The 18,618-nt window shown below is 44.3% G+C and carries 20 protein-coding genes; all 20 read right to left on the bottom strand.

Annotation, left to right across the window (positions count from 1 at the left end; genetic code table 11):
* The 20 genes from DKT73_RS14210 to DKT73_RS14110 all read right to left on the bottom strand — a co-directional run bounded on the left by DKT73_RS14210 (window position 1) and on the right by DKT73_RS14110 (window position 18,602).
* Window positions 1–492: a chemotaxis protein CheW gene (locus DKT73_RS14210; protein ID WP_111639216.1), complete on the bottom strand. Its 492-nt coding sequence runs from the start codon at window positions 490–492 to the stop codon at window positions 1–3.
* Between the two features lie 36 nt (window positions 493–528).
* A complete protein-coding gene (locus DKT73_RS20320; RefSeq protein ID WP_232827889.1) occupies window positions 529–1,923 on the bottom strand; it encodes a chemotaxis protein CheW in 1,395 nt (464 codons plus the stop codon).
* Window positions 1,924–1,932: 9 nt separating this feature from the next.
* The gene (locus tag DKT73_RS14195; protein WP_111639215.1) at window positions 1,933–2,706 is read right to left on the bottom strand and encodes a ParA family protein; all 774 of its coding nucleotides are present in this window, start codon (window positions 2,704–2,706) and stop codon (window positions 1,933–1,935) included.
* 69 nt (window positions 2,707–2,775) lie between these two features.
* Window positions 2,776–3,594 (bottom strand): flagellar motor protein MotB, encoded by an 819-nt coding sequence (locus tag DKT73_RS14190; RefSeq protein WP_111639214.1) that lies wholly within the window; start codon window positions 3,592–3,594, stop codon window positions 2,776–2,778.
* A complete protein-coding gene (locus DKT73_RS14185) occupies window positions 3,587–4,324 on the bottom strand; it encodes a flagellar motor protein (RefSeq protein WP_111639213.1) in 738 nt (245 codons plus the stop codon). Before DKT73_RS14185 ends, DKT73_RS14190 begins: the two co-directional genes overlap by 8 nt.
* The gene (locus DKT73_RS14180; protein ID WP_111639212.1) at window positions 4,324–5,388 is read right to left on the bottom strand and encodes a protein-glutamate methylesterase/protein-glutamine glutaminase; all 1,065 of its coding nucleotides are present in this window, start codon (window positions 5,386–5,388) and stop codon (window positions 4,324–4,326) included. Before DKT73_RS14180 ends, DKT73_RS14185 begins: the two co-directional genes overlap by 1 nt.
* Before the next feature lie 26 nt (window positions 5,389–5,414).
* On the bottom strand, window positions 5,415–7,697 hold the full coding sequence (locus DKT73_RS14175; protein WP_111639211.1) for a chemotaxis protein CheA: 2,283 nt from the start codon (window positions 7,695–7,697) through the stop codon (window positions 5,415–5,417).
* Between the two features lie 12 nt (window positions 7,698–7,709).
* Window positions 7,710–8,495 (bottom strand): protein phosphatase CheZ, encoded by a 786-nt coding sequence (locus tag DKT73_RS14170; RefSeq protein WP_111639210.1) that lies wholly within the window; start codon window positions 8,493–8,495, stop codon window positions 7,710–7,712.
* A 9-nt stretch (window positions 8,496–8,504) separates the two neighbouring features.
* The gene (locus tag DKT73_RS14165) at window positions 8,505–8,885 is read right to left on the bottom strand and encodes a chemotaxis response regulator CheY (RefSeq protein ID WP_204355562.1); all 381 of its coding nucleotides are present in this window, start codon (window positions 8,883–8,885) and stop codon (window positions 8,505–8,507) included.
* A 54-nt stretch (window positions 8,886–8,939) separates the two neighbouring features.
* Window positions 8,940–9,677, bottom strand: coding sequence for an RNA polymerase sigma factor FliA (locus DKT73_RS14160; protein WP_111639209.1), 738 nt, complete (start codon window positions 9,675–9,677; stop codon window positions 8,940–8,942).
* Between the two features lie 97 nt (window positions 9,678–9,774).
* Window positions 9,775–11,058: a flagellar biosynthesis GTPase FlhF gene (gene flhF / locus DKT73_RS14155; RefSeq protein WP_111639208.1), complete on the bottom strand. Its 1,284-nt coding sequence runs from the start codon at window positions 11,056–11,058 to the stop codon at window positions 9,775–9,777.
* Between the two features lie 101 nt (window positions 11,059–11,159).
* A complete protein-coding gene (gene flhA / locus DKT73_RS14150) occupies window positions 11,160–13,277 on the bottom strand; it encodes a flagellar biosynthesis protein FlhA (RefSeq protein WP_111639207.1) in 2,118 nt (705 codons plus the stop codon).
* A 33-nt stretch (window positions 13,278–13,310) separates the two neighbouring features.
* Window positions 13,311–14,447 (bottom strand): flagellar biosynthesis protein FlhB, encoded by a 1,137-nt coding sequence (gene flhB, locus DKT73_RS14145; protein ID WP_111639206.1) that lies wholly within the window; start codon window positions 14,445–14,447, stop codon window positions 13,311–13,313.
* Window positions 14,440–15,222, bottom strand: coding sequence for a flagellar biosynthetic protein FliR (gene fliR / locus DKT73_RS14140; RefSeq protein ID WP_111639205.1), 783 nt, complete (start codon window positions 15,220–15,222; stop codon window positions 14,440–14,442). The genes flhB and fliR overlap by 8 nt, the downstream gene beginning before the upstream one ends.
* Window positions 15,222–15,491: a flagellar biosynthesis protein FliQ gene (gene fliQ / locus DKT73_RS14135; RefSeq protein ID WP_111639204.1), complete on the bottom strand. Its 270-nt coding sequence runs from the start codon at window positions 15,489–15,491 to the stop codon at window positions 15,222–15,224. Before fliQ ends, fliR begins: the two co-directional genes overlap by 1 nt.
* Before the next feature lie 2 nt (window positions 15,492–15,493).
* Window positions 15,494–16,228, bottom strand: a complete 735-nt coding sequence (gene fliP / locus DKT73_RS14130) for a flagellar type III secretion system pore protein FliP (RefSeq protein ID WP_198666633.1) — start codon at window positions 16,226–16,228, stop codon at window positions 15,494–15,496.
* Window positions 16,228–16,602: a flagellar biosynthetic protein FliO gene (fliO, locus tag DKT73_RS14125; RefSeq protein ID WP_111639202.1), complete on the bottom strand. Its 375-nt coding sequence runs from the start codon at window positions 16,600–16,602 to the stop codon at window positions 16,228–16,230. The genes fliP and fliO overlap by 1 nt, the downstream gene beginning before the upstream one ends.
* Window positions 16,603–16,656: 54 nt before the next feature.
* Complete coding sequence (gene fliN, locus DKT73_RS14120; protein ID WP_111639201.1) at window positions 16,657–17,118, bottom strand: flagellar motor switch protein FliN; 462 nt, start codon at window positions 17,116–17,118, stop codon at window positions 16,657–16,659.
* Window position 17,119: 1 nt separating this feature from the next.
* Window positions 17,120–18,094, bottom strand: a complete 975-nt coding sequence (gene fliM, locus DKT73_RS14115) for a flagellar motor switch protein FliM (protein ID WP_111639200.1) — start codon at window positions 18,092–18,094, stop codon at window positions 17,120–17,122.
* Between the two features lie 4 nt (window positions 18,095–18,098).
* The gene (locus tag DKT73_RS14110) at window positions 18,099–18,602 is read right to left on the bottom strand and encodes a flagellar basal body-associated FliL family protein (RefSeq protein WP_111639199.1); all 504 of its coding nucleotides are present in this window, start codon (window positions 18,600–18,602) and stop codon (window positions 18,099–18,101) included.
* Between the last annotated feature and the right edge of the window lie 16 nt (window positions 18,603–18,618).

Below are 18,618 nucleotides of genomic sequence, written 5' to 3'. Positions count from 1 at the left end.
TTACATTGTTCCAACTTCAGACCATTCATCTTCCGATAGAAGTTTATCAAGATCTACTAGAATTAATAAAATATCGTTCTTATGACACACTCCTTGAATAAACTTAGAAGATTCGTCATTGCCAACACTTGGAGAAGGCTCAATTTCAGACTGACGTAGATACACAACTTCAGAAACTGCGTCCACCAAAATACCAATCACATGTCCTTCTACCTCAAGGATCATAATACGCGTTGCATCTGTAATCTCACCAGAAGGCAGGCCAAATCGCTGACAGGTGTCGATAACCGTGACAACAGTGCCACGTAGATGAATAATCCCCAGCACAAAGCTCGGCGCACCTGGTACTGGAGCAATCTCAGAATAGCGCAGCACCTCTTTTACTTGCATGACATTCACGCCGTAGATCTCATGCTCTAGGCGAAATGTTACCCATTGCAACATAGGGTCATCTGTGTGATTTCCGCTTTTTAACGCTATGCTAGTCGCCATTACTCTTCTCCAAAGATCAAAAAATGATCAACAAAATTATTTGCCTGTTCTTTTAAACCCATTATTCGGGTCATCTAACAGCTCTATAAAACCCTGTACATCAAGTATGGCACACATATGATCAATTACCGTACCTGCCAACCAAGGCCGTTTACTTCGATCACTTCGCCACTTGACCTGTGATGGCTCTAATGTGATTGCTTCTGCGACACGCTCACAAGCTACGCCCCAATTAGAACGATCAAGCTGTATCACAAATTTAAAGTTTTCTTTCATTTCGCCTTGATAATGATTGGGCATTACCCATAGCGCAGTATCGACCGTTCTCAGGTTAAATTCACCAACATTTGCTACACCCATGAACCAACTAGGCTGTCCAAAGATAGAGGTTAATTTATCCTTATTACTTTGAAAAATACCACCTAATTCAACGAGGGGGACAGCCATTTTCAGCCCACCGACATAAAAAAGTAAGCATTCAAATCTGCCTGTCGCCCAAGGCAAAGGATCTGTTTTTGAAATTTTCTTCTCTGGCTCTGGCTCTGGCTCTGGCTCTGGCTCTGGCTCTGGCTCTGGCTCTGGCTCTGGCTCTGGCTCTGGCTCTGGCTCTGGCTCTGGCTCTGGCTCTGGCTCTGGCTCTGGCTCTGGCTCTGGCTCTGGCTCTGGCTCTGGCTCTGGCTCTGGCTCTGGCTCTGGCTCTGGCTCTGGCTCTGGCTCTGGCTCTGGCTCTGGCTCTGGCTCTGGCTCTGGCTCTGGCTCTGGCTCTGGCTCTGGCTCTGGCTCTGGCTCTGGCTCTGGCTCTGGCTCTGGCTCTGGCTCTGGCTCTGGCTCTGGCTCTGGCTCTGGCTCTGGCTCTGGCTCTGGCTCTGGCTCTGGCTCTGGCTCTGGCTCTGGCTCTGGCTCTGGCTCTGGCTCTGGCTCTGGCTCTGGCTCTGGCTCTGGCTCTGGCTCTGGCTCTGGCTCTGGCTCTGGCTCTGGCTCTGGCTCTGGCTCTGGCTCTGGCTCTGGCTCTGGCTCTGGCTCTGGCTCTGGCTCTGGCTCTGGCTCTGGCTCTGGCTCTGGCTCTGGCTCTGGCTCTGGCTGAACAATATTCGTTTTTTCTACTGTATTTGACAAACCATTCATTTGTGACGATATGGCGGCTTCAAAATCTTTAAACGAGGCATCTAAAGACGAAAGCTCATCTTCACTCAACCCAAAATCGGAAGCATTTACCTTTTCTGACTCTTCTGACTCTTCTGACTCTTCTGACTCTTCTGACTCTTCTGACTCTTCTGATTTTTCAGAATCTGTCACAACATCACGATCCTCAAGCATTTCTTGATCATCTTCTTGTTCAGTTGTGGCCTCTTGCAATAAATCGTCAAGGTAACGCTGTACTGCTATTTGTGGCCCAATCAGAACCTGTTCTTTATTTTTTGTCTCTTTCATAAACCGTTACTATCTCGCTGGCTTCAGCAAGGAATCCATTAGACTTGCATAAGCCTTAATTCCTCGTGCATTTGGATCCAACGCAGAAGGGGCTATGCCCGCTGTACTCGCATCCCTTAACTTGGTGTCAACGGGAATAACAGAATGCCACACCAACTCTTCATAAGTGTCTTTTAAACTGCGAAGGCTTTTATTCGATGCCTGTGTGCGTCGATCAAACAAAGTGGGAACAATCAAAAATGGTACCGGCCTTTTTCGTGCACGGTTTATCATTGTGAGCGTTCTGACCATTCTCTCTAATCCTTTAATGGCCAAAAATTCAGTCTGTACTGGTATAACCAGTTGTTGACAAGCGGCTAACGCATTAATCATTAACACCCCAAGCACTGGCGGGCTATCAATTAACACATAATCATAGTCATCCCACAAAATCGCTAGCGTTTTTGAAATAACTAACCCCATTCCACCTTGTGCTTGTGCATGACGCTCTAGTGTTGCTAAAGCGGTAGACGCGGGTAATAAGGATAAATTTGGGTGACCTGTTTCTAAGATTAATGAAGCAGGTAAATCTGCTGGCACCTTGTTAGGGGCTTGAAAAAGATTATAGGCACTCTTCTCAATAGAATCTGGATCAAAACGAAAATAGCTCGTCAACGACCCGTGAGGATCTAGATCAATCATCAACACTCGATGACCTGCGTCGGCCAACAACCCTGCCAAGGAAACTACTGTGGTCGTTTTTCCGACGCCGCCCTTTTGATTCGCCACTGCCCAAATGTGCACTCTGACTCCCCTGATACCCTATGCGATTATTTTGCTTACTAATTCCTTGCAATCATATACAGTAACACGCTATTGAAACAAGTAATCATATAGATTATCCGCTTCACGTTTACTAATTCGCAAAATGACTCGACGATTTTGTTGACGAGCAAAATCATTGGTATTTCTTACCTTAGGATGCTCACTTGAAAAACCAATTGGCGCGATCATTTTAGGATCGACCCCTCTGTAAACTAACTCCTCCACCACAGAAGAGGAACGCAAGCTAGACAAATGCCAATTAGAAACCAAACGTCTTGAATTTACCGGCAAATCATCCGTGTTGCCTTCCACCAATATAACTGATGGGTGTGCTTTCAGTATGTTAGCCACCAATATGAGCAAAGCAACGGCTTCATTCGTTAAGTCATATTCCCCTTGACCAAACAACAAACCAGACTTCAACTCTAAGCTAACCCAATCCGCGGATTCAGTGACAGATATTTGACCGGATGTATGCAAACCTGAAAATTGGTTTTCAACCACTTGACTGAGTAAAGCATAAACAGCCGATGAGGTATTTTCTTCAATCGTTGGCGGTGCGGATGGGATCGGCTTCGCCTCAATCACTTCCACATCTTTTGGTTCACCGATAATGGGCTCACCAATATTAATAGGCTTTACCGACTTCTGAACAGCATCAAAAACACCTTGAAGCGTTTCTTTTAAACGCTGTTCGTCCCCTGAATTTTTCAGCGAAATAGAGTATAACGCAACAAAAAAGGCAAACAACAAAGTAATAAAATCGGCATATGACAATATCCAACGATCTCGCCCCTGAGCACCAGAATTAGCCGATTTAACCACCATCCGGCGCCGCTTGGCTGGTCGAGTTGGAGTATCACTCATAGGTATTAAGCTCAAGTTCTAATCGATACGGATGCTTACCCGTTGCAATGCCACAAATACCGTCGATTAACAGTTGGTGATATAACAGCTCTTTCTCGATGTAACCGGTCAATTTTTTTGCGATCGGAAAAATCACCAAGTTTGCAAACCCTTGACCATAAAGAGTCGACACAAACGCCACCGCAATACCATGCCCTAAAGCCTCTGGACTGTCCAAATTCGCCATGGCTTGAATCAGACCTAAAACTGACCCCATAATCCCTAAAGTAGGCGCATAACCACCAATTGACTCTATAAAAGAGACACTTTTCATGCGTTTATCGTAAATACGCACCGCATCATCGTGTAGCCGATCGGCTAAAAGTTCGGGATCTGTTCCATCGATGGCCATCTGCAAAGCTCGTGATGAGAAACGATTTCCCATCGCCTCTATATCCGACTCTAGAGCCAATAATGACAATCTTCTGGCTTTGTGGGCAAGATTATTTAATGTGGCTCTGGCTGAATTAAAATCATAAACGGGCGGGAAAAGACTCCATTTAATCAAGACAAGAGCTCGAGTGGCTTCTTGAATACTGCTTTGAATTAATGATGCCCCGATACTACCCACAATCACAATGATGGCAGAAGGAAGGTTAAGGAGGAGAACGACTTCCCCTCCTCCTAACCAATTAGCTAGAAATACAGAACTGAATGCAATGAGAAGACCAGCTAAGGTAACAAAATCCACTAACTGACCTCACGAGCAATACGTTCACCGATGTGATCTAAGTCAATAATTTCGTCCGCCAGATTGGCTTTCTCTACGGCCATAGGCATGCCGTAGATAACACATGACTCTTCGCTTTGAATCCATACCCTTGAGCCAGAATTTTTCAGCATACGAGCCCCTTCACGACCATCAACGCCCATCCCTGTCATGACCACAGATAAAACTTTACCTGGGTAACATTTGGAGGCAGAGCCGAAGGTAACATCGACCGAAGGCTTATAATTGAGCCGCTCATCACCATCTAGGATGCGAACACAACCACCATTACGAGGGTCGATCATCATCTGTTTACCACCAGGCGCGAGCAAAGCAACGCCAGGCTGCAGACGATCACCATCTTGCGCTTCTTTCACAGTAATTTGGCAGATATTATTCAATCGCTCTGCAAATGCCCCTGTAAAAGCCGCCGGCATATGCTGAACCAAAACCAATGGTGCAGCAAAATCCTTGGGAAGCTTAGTCAATACAGCCTGAAGCGCCATAGGGCCACCAGTGGACGTACCAATAGCAACAAGACTCACTCGCTTTCTAACGCGTGGAATGATAACACCACGATCTGTCACAATTGGTTTAGGTGCTTCTCTTGGTGCCAAAGCCGCAATAGGGCCTCGGTTACCAGAAAAACGCGTTCTTGCAACCAGCAATACTCGCTCAACCAAAGCTCGCTTAACCACCGCAGAATCGCGTGAAATATCTTCGAAATTCTTTGGCATGAAATCCACCGCACCGGCCTCAAGAGCGTCCAAAGTTACTTTGGCACCCTCATGAGTCAGCGAGGAAAACATCAACACCGGTGTCGGTTTGAGTTTCATTATGTTGGCTACGGCTGCGATGCCGTCTAGGACAGGCATCTCATAATCCATTGTAACCACATCAGGCGATAAAGATTGCACTTTATCTATCGCCTCTCTTCCATTATTTGCAGTACCGACAACGGTTAATCTGGGATCCGCTTCGAATATCTCAACTAAACGACGTCGAAAGAAACCAGAATCATCAACAACCAGCACCTTAACAGGCATATCACATCCCCTAAATGAAAAAGCTACTACCTAGACGCATAACACTTCAGCATACTAGGGACATCCAGAATCAATGCAATACGACCATCACCGGTAATCGTTGCGCCTGCCATACCAGCAGTACCTTGCAACATTTTTCCTAATGGCTTTATAACAACTTCTTCTTGGCCAACTAATTGATCAACAACAAATCCGACTTCACTCATGCCAACCTGAACAACAACGACGTGAGCTTCGGAAGGTAAATTATCTCGACTACTTCCTTTAATCAACCAACTCTTAAGATGGAAAATAGGGAGCGTTTTACCCCTAATAACAACCACTTGCTGACCATCAACGACATTGGTTTTTTTCAAGTTAAGGTGAAAAATTTCGTTCACACTAACCAATGGAAACGCAAACGCCTGATCAGACAAAGTCACCATCAAGGTAGGCATAATCGCCAATGTCAAAGGCACTTTGATAATGAAACGAGACCCTTGCCCAAGTACGGACTTGATGTCTAACGTTCCATTTAACTGGGAGATTTTGGTTTTCACCACATCCATCCCAACACCACGCCCGGACACATCGGTTATTTCTACTTTTGTCGAAAAACCGGGGGCAAAGATCAAATTAAACGCTTCTTCGTCAGACAACCTGTCTGCAGCATCAGCGTCCATTAAACCTTTTTCAACTGCTTTTCTACGTAATAAGCTCGGATCCATACCCGCGCCATCATCCTCGATGGACAACAAGATATGATCACCCTCTTGTTCAGCAGATAATATAACCGTACCCATCCTAGGTTTGCCACTTGCTTCCCGTACATCAGGCGCTTCAACACCATGATCTACTGAGTTTCGCACCAAGTGAACCAAAGGATCGGCTAAGGCCTCAACTAAGTTTTTATCTAGATCGGTTTCCTCACCACGAAGAACAAGGTTAACCTCTTTCTTCATATTGCGAGCAAGATCTCGAACCACGCGAGGGAATCGACCAAATACTTTTTTGATCGGTTGCATACGGGTTTTCATTACCGCATTTTGCAAATCACCTGTCACTACGTCTAAGTTAGCAACGGCTTTCCCCATGGATTCATCTTCGCTTTGAAGCCCTAATCGAACAAGTCGATTGCGCACCAAAACCAATTCACCCACCATGTTCATTATGTCATCTAGACGCTTCGTATCAACACGAACGGTGGCTTCTTGAGTAACGGGGGAATTAGCCGTTTTCTCTTTTACACCATCCATTTCTGAATCATGTGGATCAGACATTTTAGGTTCAGCTTTAGCTGCTGGCTTAGGCTCAACTTTCGCTTTCGGCTTAGGCGCTGGTTCTGCTTTTGGCTCAGCCTTGGGTGCAGATGAGGCAGATTTTGTCGCCTTATCTTTACTTTGTAGACTGTCTAAAAGGGATTCAAACTCATCTTCCGTAATCAAGTCTGACTCAGCACCAGCCGATTCGTCCTTAACAGATTTATCTGTCGTGGATTTCGGTTTCTCTGCTTTATCAGTACTCGTCGTCTTTTTAGTAGAAGAGCCACCTTCACCATGAAGTTTATCGAGCAACTCCTCGAACTCATCTTCCGTTATCTCATCTGAAGGAGTATCCGACTGTGCTTTTTTATCTTGGCTATCATTTATGCCAGGCGCACCACTTCCATGAAGCTGATTTAATAAAGCATCAAATTCGTCTTCTGTAATTTCATCATCACTTTTGGGTGCTGCCTCACTTTTATCTGCAACATCTTCAGATGAGGTATCACCAAGCGCATCCAACAATGATTCAAACTCATCATCAGAAATATCCACTGATTCATCAGAACTGGACGACGTAATTTCATCATCCTCTTCGACATCATCTTGCTCTTCAGCAATATCTTCGACTTCGTCTGCTTCCTCAGCTTCCTCTTCTCCAGCAAGCTCTTCCGCAGTAGGCGGTTTTGCATACACGCTCAATGCGGCAATCAATTCAGGAGAAGCACGTTCTGGCTCAGCACCAGCACGCACTGCGTCAAACATTTCGTTTACAGCATCAAGCGCCTGCAAAACGATATCCATTAAATCAGAATCTATTTTACGCTGACCGTTTCTTAAAATATCAAAAACGTTTTCAGCGTAATGACAACAATCAACCAATGCCGTTAATTGTAGAAAACCCGCACCGCCTTTTACGGTGTGAAAGCCGCGAAAAATCGCATTTAGCAGCTGTTTGTCATTAGGGTTTTGCTCTAAATCTACTAACTGTTCGGAAAGCTGTTCTAGAATTTCACCAGCTTCTACCAAAAAATCTTGTAGAATCTCTTCATCGACCTCGAAACTCATCCTCAGCTCCTTCTAGAAACCAAGACTTGATAGCAAGTCGTCTACTTCGTCTTGACTATTCAGTACTTCAGGGTTGTTTTGTTTATTAATAGCTGGGCCATGGCCACGAGTGTCATCGTGATCAGACTTTTTCTCTTTGTGTTCAATTCCGGAGATACTATCAACGCGTCCAGCAACAGCAACGAGATGCACAAGTTTGTCTTCTACATCCCGAATTAAATCATTCACTCTAGCGATAACTTGACCCGTTAGGTCTTGATAACCTTGCTCTAGAAGAATTGTGTTGAGGTTTGAATGCAAGGTGGTAGCACTTTCATCAGCGTAGGACAAAAACACATCAATACGCTTGTACAAGTCTCTAAACTCTTGTGGTGTTAAATCACGCTGAATTAGCCGACTCCAGTCTTTTCGCAATACCCTGGCCTGATTCTGTAGTTCACTGGCCACAGGAACACTACTGTCTACCATATCCATGGTTTTATTAGCAGCTGCACTAGTCGTTTCAATAACATAATTTAATCGATCTGATGCGTCGGTGATTTTTGTAGCAGAGTCTTGCCCCTCACCAACAACCAGATCCATTGAATCGATTTGAAAATCACGAATAGCGTCATGCAAACTTCGAGTTAAACAACCCACTTCGTTGTAAAAGCTGTTATGACGAGCCTCGCTCAACTCTTGGATTATTTTAATCGCCCCACTGAAGTCGCCAACCTCAATGTGGTTCAAAAGCTCTACCGCACCGTCTTTTACTAGGTTTTCAAATTCCACTAGTCCAGATCCCAATACATTTGACATCTAAATTCCCTATTTAGCAGCGTCTATGCGTTCGAATATCTTCTCAATTTTTTCTTTGAGAGCCACTGCAGTAAACGGTTTAACAACGTAACCATTTACCCCAGCCTGAGCTGCAGCAATAATCTGATCACGCTTTGCTTCTGCCGTTACCATAAGAACAGGAATGCTTTTCAGTTTCTCATCAGCTCGAACTGCACGAAGCAATTCAATTCCTGTCATACCGGGCATATTCCAATCAGTCACAAGAAAGTCAATTGTCCCACCTTGAAGTATAGGCAAGGCTGTCGTTCCATCATCTGCTTCGACTGTATTGGTAAACCCTAAATCCCGCAGTAAGTTTTTAATGATTCGTCTCATTGTCGAGAAGTCATCAACAATCAGGATCTTCATGTTTTTATCCAATGCAACCTCCACACCCCAAAGGTAATATTTCACAACTCATAATTAATCTCGCCAATCACTTAACCGAGCTCTCAATCTCATTGCCGCTTGGCTATGAATTTGACTCACTCTTGATTCACTGACACCTAAAACAGCACCAATTTCTTTCAAGTTAAGTTCTTCATTATAATAAAGAGACAAAACCAACTTTTCTCTTTCCGGTAAATTATCAATTTCTTGTGCCAATTGATTTTGAAAGCCACCCTCTTCCACTAGTGAATAAGGCGCGTTTTCTACTTCCGGTTCCACACTATCTAAATTACTTGTATCAGAGTCTAGCATTTCTTCATAGCTAAACAACTGCGTCGACATAGAGGATTGAATCATTTCGTGATATTCCTCAATGCTTATATCCATGTGAGCTGATACTTCCATATCAGATACTTCACGGCCAAGCTTTGCCTCTAACTCTTTAATTGCGTGCGCCACTGCGCGACCATTTCGCCGAACAGACCGAGGCGCCCAATCACTTTTTCGCACCTCATCCATAATAGAGCCACGAATTCGTATGCCGGCGTAGGTCTCAAAGCTCGCACCTTTGGTTGACTCAAAACGCTTATACGCTTCAATTAGCCCCATCATGCCAGCTTGAATTAAATCGTCAATATCGACGCTATCAGGTAGACGCGCCAATAAATGATAAGCAATTTTTTTTACCAAATACCCATACTGCTCGACAATCGCATCAATCGAAAGTGTCGCTTTTTTAGAGTATGTGTCATATCCATTTTTGGTCTGCATAAAAATAGTCTAAGCAACCTTTACCATTTAAGTTAGTTGCGCTAACTAACTGTACTACATAGTTTGGCGCAACGCTTTCAGTAATAACAAAATTTTACTAACTACCATACTTTAGTGACCCATAAAGCTGACTGTAATGCTCCGCAGTATAAACGGCTCTACTAATCAAGTTATGTGCTCTAGCTGGCTCAATATCGTCTGGAATTCTTTGGCCGTCCGCTATATACACAACCGGCAGACCTTCCTCAATAACTACACTAATCGCCTCACCAAGTGAAGCAGATTCATCTAACTTGCTTAAAACACAGCCATCTAACTGAATTTGTGAGTAAACATCAACCACTGTCTTCAATACTTGTCTTTGACTTGTGCAAGGCAACACCAAGAGTTTTTTCAAACTGGCTCTCGCGCGCTTCATCATGAGCAACTGCCTTTCGAGATTTGAATCTCTCGGATTCATACCCGCAGTATCAACCAACACTAAAGAGTAATGAGCGTATTTTGCCAATACTTCATTTAAATCTGAATATTCATTCACCACTTCTACTGGAACATTTAAAATACGGCCAAACGTTCTTAACTGCTCGTGAGCCGCAATTCGATAGGAATCAGTGGTAATCAACACCACGCCATCAGAACCATGCTTCAAAACGTGTTGAGCCGCAATTTTACCAATGGATGTCGTTTTCCCGACACCGGTAGGCCCCATAAAAGCAATACACCCTTTAAGCTCTGAAGAACTAGAACGAACAGGGATATAGTCAGCTAAATGCGCAAGCAAACGATTCCAATCATCTTCTCGGCCTTTTAAATCGATATCATCGATTAAACGTGAGACAACAAATTCCGATAAACCCAAACCTTTTAGTTTTTCACGTGCTCGTGATTCGATGATATTTTCTTTTGGTTCCGCTCGACTCTCAGCTTGCTGGCGCTGCTCGAGCATCGCTCGTACATTTTTTAACTCCAACTCCATGTCACGCAGCTGTTTGGCGCTATCGTTATTACGTATAGACAAGTTTTCTTCTAGAACAGGATCCTCTTTGTCATTCGACAAAGGTGGCATTTCAAACTGTGTTACTGGACGCTTAATCGCTTGAGGAGGTGCATTTTCTGCTGGCGGAGTCTGTGATTTTGCTTTTTCTATACGCTCTAAGTAGTCAGCACTCGGGGCAGTGTATTTATCGGAACGAGGCGCGGCAGGGCGCTTCGAGGTCATGCTCGAAGGCAAAGAGCCGTCATAATCCAAAGCGGCGACAATTTCTATTTCGCCAGTAGGCAGACGCTGGTTTGACAAAATGACCGCATCAGGGCCAACAGCATCGCGAACCTTCCGTATCGCTTGCCGCATGTCAGGTGCTCGAAACCGCCTAATTTGCATGAATAACTTAATCCTTCCAGTGTATTTTTCTTACAAATCCATAGCTTACCCGAAAGATCCAAATAAATATAGACACAATGTATAAGGTCAATAGCCAGTTTTTATTGACCAATCACCCCAACTACGGTGATACGTTTATGATCTGGCACTTCTTGGTAGGAAAGAACAGACATATTGACCATACCATAACGCATAAAACGCGCCAACATAGGCCGTATAGGAGCAGACACGATCAAGATAGGCGTATTCCCCATCGCTTCTTGCTGCTCAGCAGACTGACGTAATGAGGTCTGCAGCTGCTCGGCCATTTTTGGTTCTAAAATAAGCGCTTCTTCATTTTTAATACCAGATTGCTGGCTTTGCTGCACCGTCTGCATCAACATCTTTTCCAGCTGAGGCTCTAAGGTCAATACTGGGATCTCTTCTACCCCATCCGCCAAGGTCTGAATAATCAACCTTGATAAAGACGTCCGCACAGCTGCTGTCAGTATCATAGGGTCTTGCGTTTTAGGCTGGACCCCCATAATGGCTTCTGCAATGGTGCGCATATCACGAAGCGGAACCCCTTCGATCAACAAATTCTGCAACACTTTTAACAGCACGCTTAGCGGTACAGTATTCGGCACAAGTTCTTCTGCCAACTTAGGGTTATACTGCTTGAGTAGACTGAGCAATTGCTGAACTTCATCATGACCAATCAACTCGTAAGCGTGTTTGTGCATAATTTGGTTAATGTGGGTCGCGACTACTGTGCTCACATCCACGACAGTGTATCCATAGGTTTGCGCCTGATCTCGCTTCTTAGGATCAATCCAGACAGCATCTAATCCAAAAGAAGGGTCCTTACCAGCAATACCATCAATCTTGCCAAACACCTGACCAGGATCAATCGCCAAATCTTTATCTGGATGCACTTCGGCTTCCGCCAGACTCACTCCCATCAGGGTCACACGGTAAGCGTTTGGCATAAGATCCAAATTATCACGGATGTGCACACTTGGCACCAAAAAGCCTAAATCTTGAGAAAGCTTACGACGCACACCTTTAATACGCGCCAGCAACTCACCTCCTTGAGTTTTGTCCACCAGAGGAATAAGACGATATCCTACTTCCAACCCCAACATATCTACAGGGGCCACGTCATCCCAGCTCAAATCTTTTGCTTCGGCAGGCATAGGATTGTCAGAAGAAGTTTTGCTGGAACTTTTTTGTCCTTGCTTGGATTTTTTCTTTTTGTTGTATTCAAGAAAGTAAGCTAAGCCGCCCAAACAAGCCGCCAAAGATAGAAAAGAAAAATGAGGCATTCCAGGAACAATCCCCATAATCGTCATGACTCCGGCAGCAACGTAAAGCGCCTTAGACGAACCAAACATTTGACGAACAATTTGCGATCCCATATCACCGGACTCGTTAACACGAGTCACCATGATGGCCGCCGCAGTAGACAACATTAGAGATGGCAATTGCGCTACCAAGCCATCACCTATCGTTAACAATGAATAGATTTCAACCGCCTCTCTAAACGAAAGACCATGTTGTGCCATACCGATGGCCAAACCGCCAACGATGTTAATGCCAAGTATCAATAAACCCGCAATAGCATCCCCTTTAACGAATTTAGAGGCACCGTCCATAGAGCCGTAAAATTCAGCCTCAGAGGCAATCTCCATACGTCGTTGCTTTGCTTGTTCAGCATCGATCATACCGGCATTAAGATCTGCATCAATTGCCATCTGTTTACCAGGCATCGCATCTAAGGTAAAGCGCGCACTCACTTCGGAGATACGACCCGCACCTTTTGTTACCACGGCAAAGTTGATAATCATCAAGATGGCAAAAACAACAAAACCCACAACGTAATTGCCGCCAATGACCACTTCACCAAACGCTTGAATGACCTTACCCGCAGCATCGCCACCCTCATGACCATCCAACAGAACAACACGCGTTGAAGCCACATTTAACGCTAACCTCATCAGTGTTGAAACAAGCAGAACCGTTGGAAAAACCGCAAAATCCAAAGGACGCAAGGAGTACACCGCCACCAGCAAAACAACAATCGCCAACGCGATATTAAAGGTGAAAAGCACATCAAGTAGAAAAGCAGGAATGGGTAAAATCATCATCGCCAAAAGCGACAATAACAAAATAGGAATACCTAGATTCCCACTAAAAACCCCTTGGACTTGCCCAGTAAGACGACCACGGTCAAAGTTCACGCGACATTCCTACCAAAAAACGACAAAACATAATTAACGACCATCCCACTGAAACTCATCAGGCACATCTAAATTTGGCATTGCCTCAGGCCTTGGCGCCCCCGTTCGAGCGTTACGTAATTGATACACATACGCCAACAACTGAGCCACCACCTTAAAGAGACCTTGCGGTATTTCATCCCCTATTTCGGTATGATGATAAATTGCCCGCGTTAAAGCAGGTGATTGTATCACAGGGATGTCATAGTGATTGCCCACTTCTCGAATTTTCAGCGCAATAAAATCACCACCCTTGGCCAACAATATCGGAGCGCTTCCACCCGTTTGATCATATTTTAATGCGACAGAAAAGTGTGTCGGGTTAGTAATGATAACATCCGCATTGGGTACATCAGACATCATCCTATTCATTGCAGCTTGACGTTGCATTTGACGGATACGCCCTCGAACTAAAGGATCACCTTCTTGCTGCTTAAACTCGTCCTTTACTTCCTGCTTGGTCATTTTAAGTTTTTCTTTATGAGACCAAACTTGAAAAGGCACATCTATCGCCGCAATCAAGGCCAAAGCGAGACTGACAAAAATAAAAGACCAAATAACAATATCGATACCGTGAGCAATCGACAATTCGATCGATTGAAAAGTAAGCCCCAGCGTTTCTAATAAAAAATAATTGAGCACCAAATATGACACGATACCAACCAATGTCACCTTGGCAATTGCCTTCAAAAGCTCCACTAAAGACTGTACTGAAAACATTCTTTTTAGACCGGCTATTGGGCTCATTTTACTAAGTTTAGGCATCAGGGGCTCCCAAGAAAAATTGAGCCCTCCCAAGGCAATGCTCCCCACAATACCCGCTACAGCTAAAACGGACATCAGCAGCACCATCGAGTCCATCATGGCAACAACAGATTCATAGAGATGAAAAATCATCCGGCTTAAGTCAAACACGTCCTCTCGTTCAACCAAGAAGTTAAAATCAAATATAACCGCCAAGTCTCGAGCCAACAAAGTGCCCGTTCCATATAATGTTGCTGCAGCCACAATCAAAAGCAGCGCCGAACTCAGATCTTTTGAGCGAGCAATATTACCCTTATCACGGGCATCCTGAAGCTTCTTACTACTGGCACCTTCGGTTTTTTCGCTGCCATCTTCATTCTCAGCCATTTATCTGAATCCCCCAAGCAGTCTTCATCCAATCAATCATTTCTGCAAAAAACAACAAATAGATATTCAAAAAGTCGTCCAACATAATCCAGAAGAAGAACAACGAAAAAAGCATGATAATAGGAAAACCCAAGGCAAAAATATTCAACTGCGGAGAAGCCTTGGCAACCACACCAAAAGACAAGTTAATCACCAATACAGCAATAGCCAAAGGCATAACGATAAGCAAGGCTTTTTCAAACATCCACCCCCCTAATAACACCAATTGCCAATAACGCTGACTATCAAAACCGCTTCCAATGGGCCAATAAGTAAAACTTTCCGCGAGATACTCTATCATCACTAAATGCCCATTCGTACCCAAAAAGGCCAACGCCACCATAGACAAATAATATTGCCCCAAGGTCGCGACAGAAATACCATTCGCAGGATCATTAGACATCGCAAAGCCTAACCCCGCCTTCATCGCAGCCAATTGCCCAGCAAGAGAAAATAATTGAAACAAAATAGTAACCACAAAACCCAAAGCAAAACCAATCACCAGTTGCTCAGCAATCAACACAATATAAGCAGGTGAAACGGGGTCGTAGTTAGGAACATCAATAACTGGAGTAATAATGATGGCAACAACAAAAGAAAATGCAATACGAACTCTAGGACTGACTAATCGACTACCAAACAAAGGAAGCGCCATAAAAAAGGCACCGATACGAAAAAATGGCAGAAGGAAACTGATCGTTAAATTGAGCAGCTGGTCAGGATAAATCTCTAACATCAGCCAATTATCATGGGAATATTAATAAACAAACTGGTCGTAAAATCCATCAGCTTCATCAGGATCCATGGTCCTAACTGCATAATGACCAAAATAGTCACAATTAATCGAGGCAAAAAAGATAAGGTTTGCTCGTTAATCTGCGTCGCGGCTTGAAACACACTGACAATTAACCCCACCAGCAAACTAGGCATCATGACAACACCTACAATCAGCACAATCAGGTAAAATCCTTGCCCATACAAATCTAGTACTACTTGAGGATCCATAATTAAATCCCGAAACTCGCTGCCAAAGTGCCCATAATCATAGACCAACCATCGACCATCACAAAAAGCATGATTTTAAAAGGCAAAGAAATAATAATAGGCGACAACATCATCATACCCATCGCCATCAAGACACTCGCTACCACCATATCAACGATCAAAAATGGGATAAAAATCATAAAGCCAATCTGAAAAGCCGTCTTCAATTCACTGGTCACAAACGCGGGCATAAGAATGGTAAATGGCAGCTCCTCCATAGATTGGATTGTCCCTTCCCTACCAGCAAGCTTCACAAAGAGCGCAATATCGTCTTCTCTGGTTTGCGCCAACATAAAATCGCGAACAGGCACAGACGCCGCTTCAACCGCTTGAATAGAAGTCATCTCCTCTTTTAAATAAGGTTGTAACGCCACTTCATTGACCTTGTCTAACGTGGGCGTCATGATAAAAAGCGTTAAAAACAACGCCATGCCTATCATAATTTGGTTAGAAGGCGTTTGCTGCAAACCAATCGCCTGACGTAAGATTGCCAGCACCACCACAATGCGCGTAAAAGACGTCATCATCATCAAGGCAGCAGGTAACAGCGTCAACGCTGTCATGATAAAAAGGATTTGCAATGAAACAGAGTAATCCTGACTGCCGTCTGGGTTAGTGACCACCTTCACCGCAGGTAACCCAACTTCTGCCCAAGAGAATACCGGAAAAACCAACAATAAGAGCAATACATAACGCATCACAAGCGATCCCCATTACTCTTATCATCAGTAGAATGTTCTCTGTCCACTTCCTCCATGATAGAGGCAAACGACTTGCCGCTAGGCGAAAAACTTTTCAAGTGTGTGATTGACTGCGCTGTTACGCCAATCAACAAACGCTCGCCTTCAACCTCCACCAACATCAATTTTTCTTTTGTACCCAATGATTGAACATTCACAATTTTTATTTCTGACTGACCCAACTTCATTTGGGCAAACTGGAAGCGCTTCATCAACCAAAGGCAAGCGGGAATAAAAGCAATCACCACAATCAGAGAAATGACAATTTTCCAGACGGAAGACGCAACAGACACCTCTTGCATGCCTGCCGCATAAAGAGACGAAAAAGCCATAGTGGATATGACACTAAAAACACATCGTATAAGAAAAGAAAAAATCAATTGCTACTACTTAAGTCGTCGAATTCGCTCACTAGGACTCACAACATCCGTTAAACGAATGCCATACTTATCATTCACTACCACTACCTCACCATGCGCAATCAAAGTACCGTTTACAAGTACATCCAAAGGCTCACCAGCGAAGCGGTCCAGCTCAACCACCGAACCCTGTGTCAACTGCATTAAGTTACGAATAGCAATTTCGGTATTCCCTAACTCCATCGAAAGAACAACGGGAATATCCATGATCAAATCAAGATCGGACCCGACGCCACCACTGGGTACGGACGGATTAGACAATGTTTCTAATTTAACCGGCTCAACTTTTTGCTCAGACATAGCAGCGGCCCATTCATCCTCAAGTCCTTCACCATCGTTAGTGTCACCAGATTCCGACATCGCTGCCGCCCACTCATCCGCTAAATCGTCATCCATCCCTGCTGCATCTGGGTTCTGTTCTTCTGCCATGTTATTTCGCTACCTTCGTTTTAAAACTTTCTTTCATTTGCACTGAATAACGCTCATTGCTTATGCCTAATTTGCCTTTAAACGTTGGCACACCATTGGCCCTAACGGTGACAAACTCTGGCATCTCTATCGGAATGATATCACCTGCTTTAAATTTTAATACCTCACCGAGCGAGATTTTACGATTGGCCACATTCACTGACAAGTTAACATCAATCTCTTTCACATCTTGCTCAAGCGACTTTCCCCAGCGATCATCTTTTTCATCGACATCACTCTGAACACCAGCATCAAGCAACTCTCGCACAGGTTCAATCATCGAGTACGGCAACGTAATGTGTAGCTCTCCGCCACCACCGTCTAATTCTATATGAAAAGTAGACACGACGACGACTTCACTTGGGCTGACAATGTTTGCCATTGCCGGATTCACTTCTGAACTAATGTATTCCAACTCTAGCTTTAATACAGGTGCCCAAGCCTCGGTTAGATCTTTAAAAACTTGCTCGAGCATCAACTGTACAATACGAATTTCCGTCGGCGTAAACTCACGACCTTCGATTTTAGCGTGTCGACCGTCGCCGCCAAAAAAGTTATCCACTAATTTAAATACTAGCTTAGCATCGAGTATAAAAAGTGCCGTACTTCTTAAAGGACGAAATTTCACCAAATTCAAACTGGTAGGCACATAAAGCGTGTGAACGTATTCACCAAACTTCATGACTTGAAGACCACCCGATGACACATCCGCCGTGCGCCGCAACATATTAAACAAACTGATACGAGTATAGCGCGCAAAACGTTCGTTTATCATTTCCAAGGTGGGCATTCGCCCACGCACAATACGCTCTTGACTGGTAATATCATAAGACGCCACACCGTTGGCATCTCGATTATCCTCTTCAGCAGGTTTTTCATCAGCACCGTGTAAAAGGGCGTCGATTTCATCCTGGGATAATAAGTCTTGAGCTGACATAATCTTACTGCATCACAAAGTTAGTAAATAATACGGCATCAATACCGCCCTGCCCTGTTTCTTGCTCTAATATACCATTGATGGCATCAAGCGCAGCGACTTTTAGGGCGGCCTTCCCTTCTGCCGTTTGTAACTCATCAAACGACTGACTGGAATACAACAAAACAAGACTGTTACGAATCAGAGGCATATGCAAATTTACCGCATTCACTTGAGCCGCATTTTTTGACTTAACCGCCATGTTCAATTGCACATAACGCTGACGGCCATCTACCATAAAATCTATTGTGAAAGCAGGATCCAAAGCCAAATAAATGGATGGCTCATTCGCTAAGGCAGCGACATCCGCTTCGGCCGCCCCCTCATTACTTGGCCCACTGAAAAGAAAAAAGTAAGCCGCCGCGCCTCCTCCAGCTAACACAAGAAGCAGTGCAACAATAATAATGAGCTTTTTCTTACCGCCAGACTTACCTTCTTCCGCACCAATATCTAAACCATCTTCAGCCATATTAACAAACCTTAGG

Source organism: Marinomonas shanghaiensis (assembly GCF_003259175.1).
GTDB lineage: Bacteria > Pseudomonadota > Gammaproteobacteria > Pseudomonadales > Marinomonadaceae > Marinomonas > Marinomonas shanghaiensis.
Note: the sequence above shows the minus strand (reverse complement) of the source record. Positions and strands in the feature narration are given on the sequence as shown.

Bases quoted from the DNA above. Each gene is read 5' to 3' on its own strand.
- DKT73_RS14210 (WP_111639216.1), bottom strand. From the start codon at position 492: ATGGCGACTAGCATAGCGTTAAAAAGCGGAAATCACACAGATGACCCT.
- DKT73_RS20320 (WP_232827889.1), bottom strand. From the start codon at position 1,923: ATGAAAGAGACAAAAAATAAAGAACAGGTTCTGATTGGGCCACAAATA.
- DKT73_RS14190 (WP_111639214.1), bottom strand. From the start codon at position 3,594: ATGAGTGATACTCCAACTCGACCAGCCAAGCGGCGCCGGATGGTGGTT.
- DKT73_RS14180 (WP_111639212.1), bottom strand. From the start codon at position 5,388: ATGCCTGTTAAGGTGCTGGTTGTTGATGATTCTGGTTTCTTTCGACGT.
- DKT73_RS14175 (WP_111639211.1), bottom strand. From the start codon at position 7,697: ATGAGTTTCGAGGTCGATGAAGAGATTCTACAAGATTTTTTGGTAGAA.
- DKT73_RS14170 (WP_111639210.1), bottom strand. From the start codon at position 8,495: ATGTCAAATGTATTGGGATCTGGACTAGTGGAATTTGAAAACCTAGTA.
- DKT73_RS14165 (WP_204355562.1), bottom strand. From the start codon at position 8,885: ATGAAGATCCTGATTGTTGATGACTTCTCGACAATGAGACGAATCATT.
- DKT73_RS14160 (WP_111639209.1), bottom strand. From the start codon at position 9,677: ATGCAGACCAAAAATGGATATGACACATACTCTAAAAAAGCGACACTT.
- flhF (WP_111639208.1), bottom strand. From the start codon at position 11,058: ATGCAAATTAGGCGGTTTCGAGCACCTGACATGCGGCAAGCGATACGG.
- flhB (WP_111639206.1), bottom strand. From the start codon at position 14,447: ATGGCTGAGAATGAAGATGGCAGCGAAAAAACCGAAGGTGCCAGTAGT.
- fliR (WP_111639205.1), bottom strand. From the start codon at position 15,222: ATGTTAGAGATTTATCCTGACCAGCTGCTCAATTTAACGATCAGTTTC.
- fliQ (WP_111639204.1), bottom strand. From the start codon at position 15,491: ATGGATCCTCAAGTAGTACTAGATTTGTATGGGCAAGGATTTTACCTG.
- fliP (WP_198666633.1), bottom strand. From the start codon at position 16,228: ATGCGTTATGTATTGCTCTTATTGTTGGTTTTTCCGGTATTCTCTTGG.
- fliO (WP_111639202.1), bottom strand. From the start codon at position 16,602: ATGGCTTTTTCGTCTCTTTATGCGGCAGGCATGCAAGAGGTGTCTGTT.
- fliN (WP_111639201.1), bottom strand. From the start codon at position 17,118: ATGGCAGAAGAACAGAACCCAGATGCAGCAGGGATGGATGACGATTTA.
- fliM (WP_111639200.1), bottom strand. From the start codon at position 18,094: ATGTCAGCTCAAGACTTATTATCCCAGGATGAAATCGACGCCCTTTTA.
- DKT73_RS14110 (WP_111639199.1), bottom strand. From the start codon at position 18,602: ATGGCTGAAGATGGTTTAGATATTGGTGCGGAAGAAGGTAAGTCTGGC.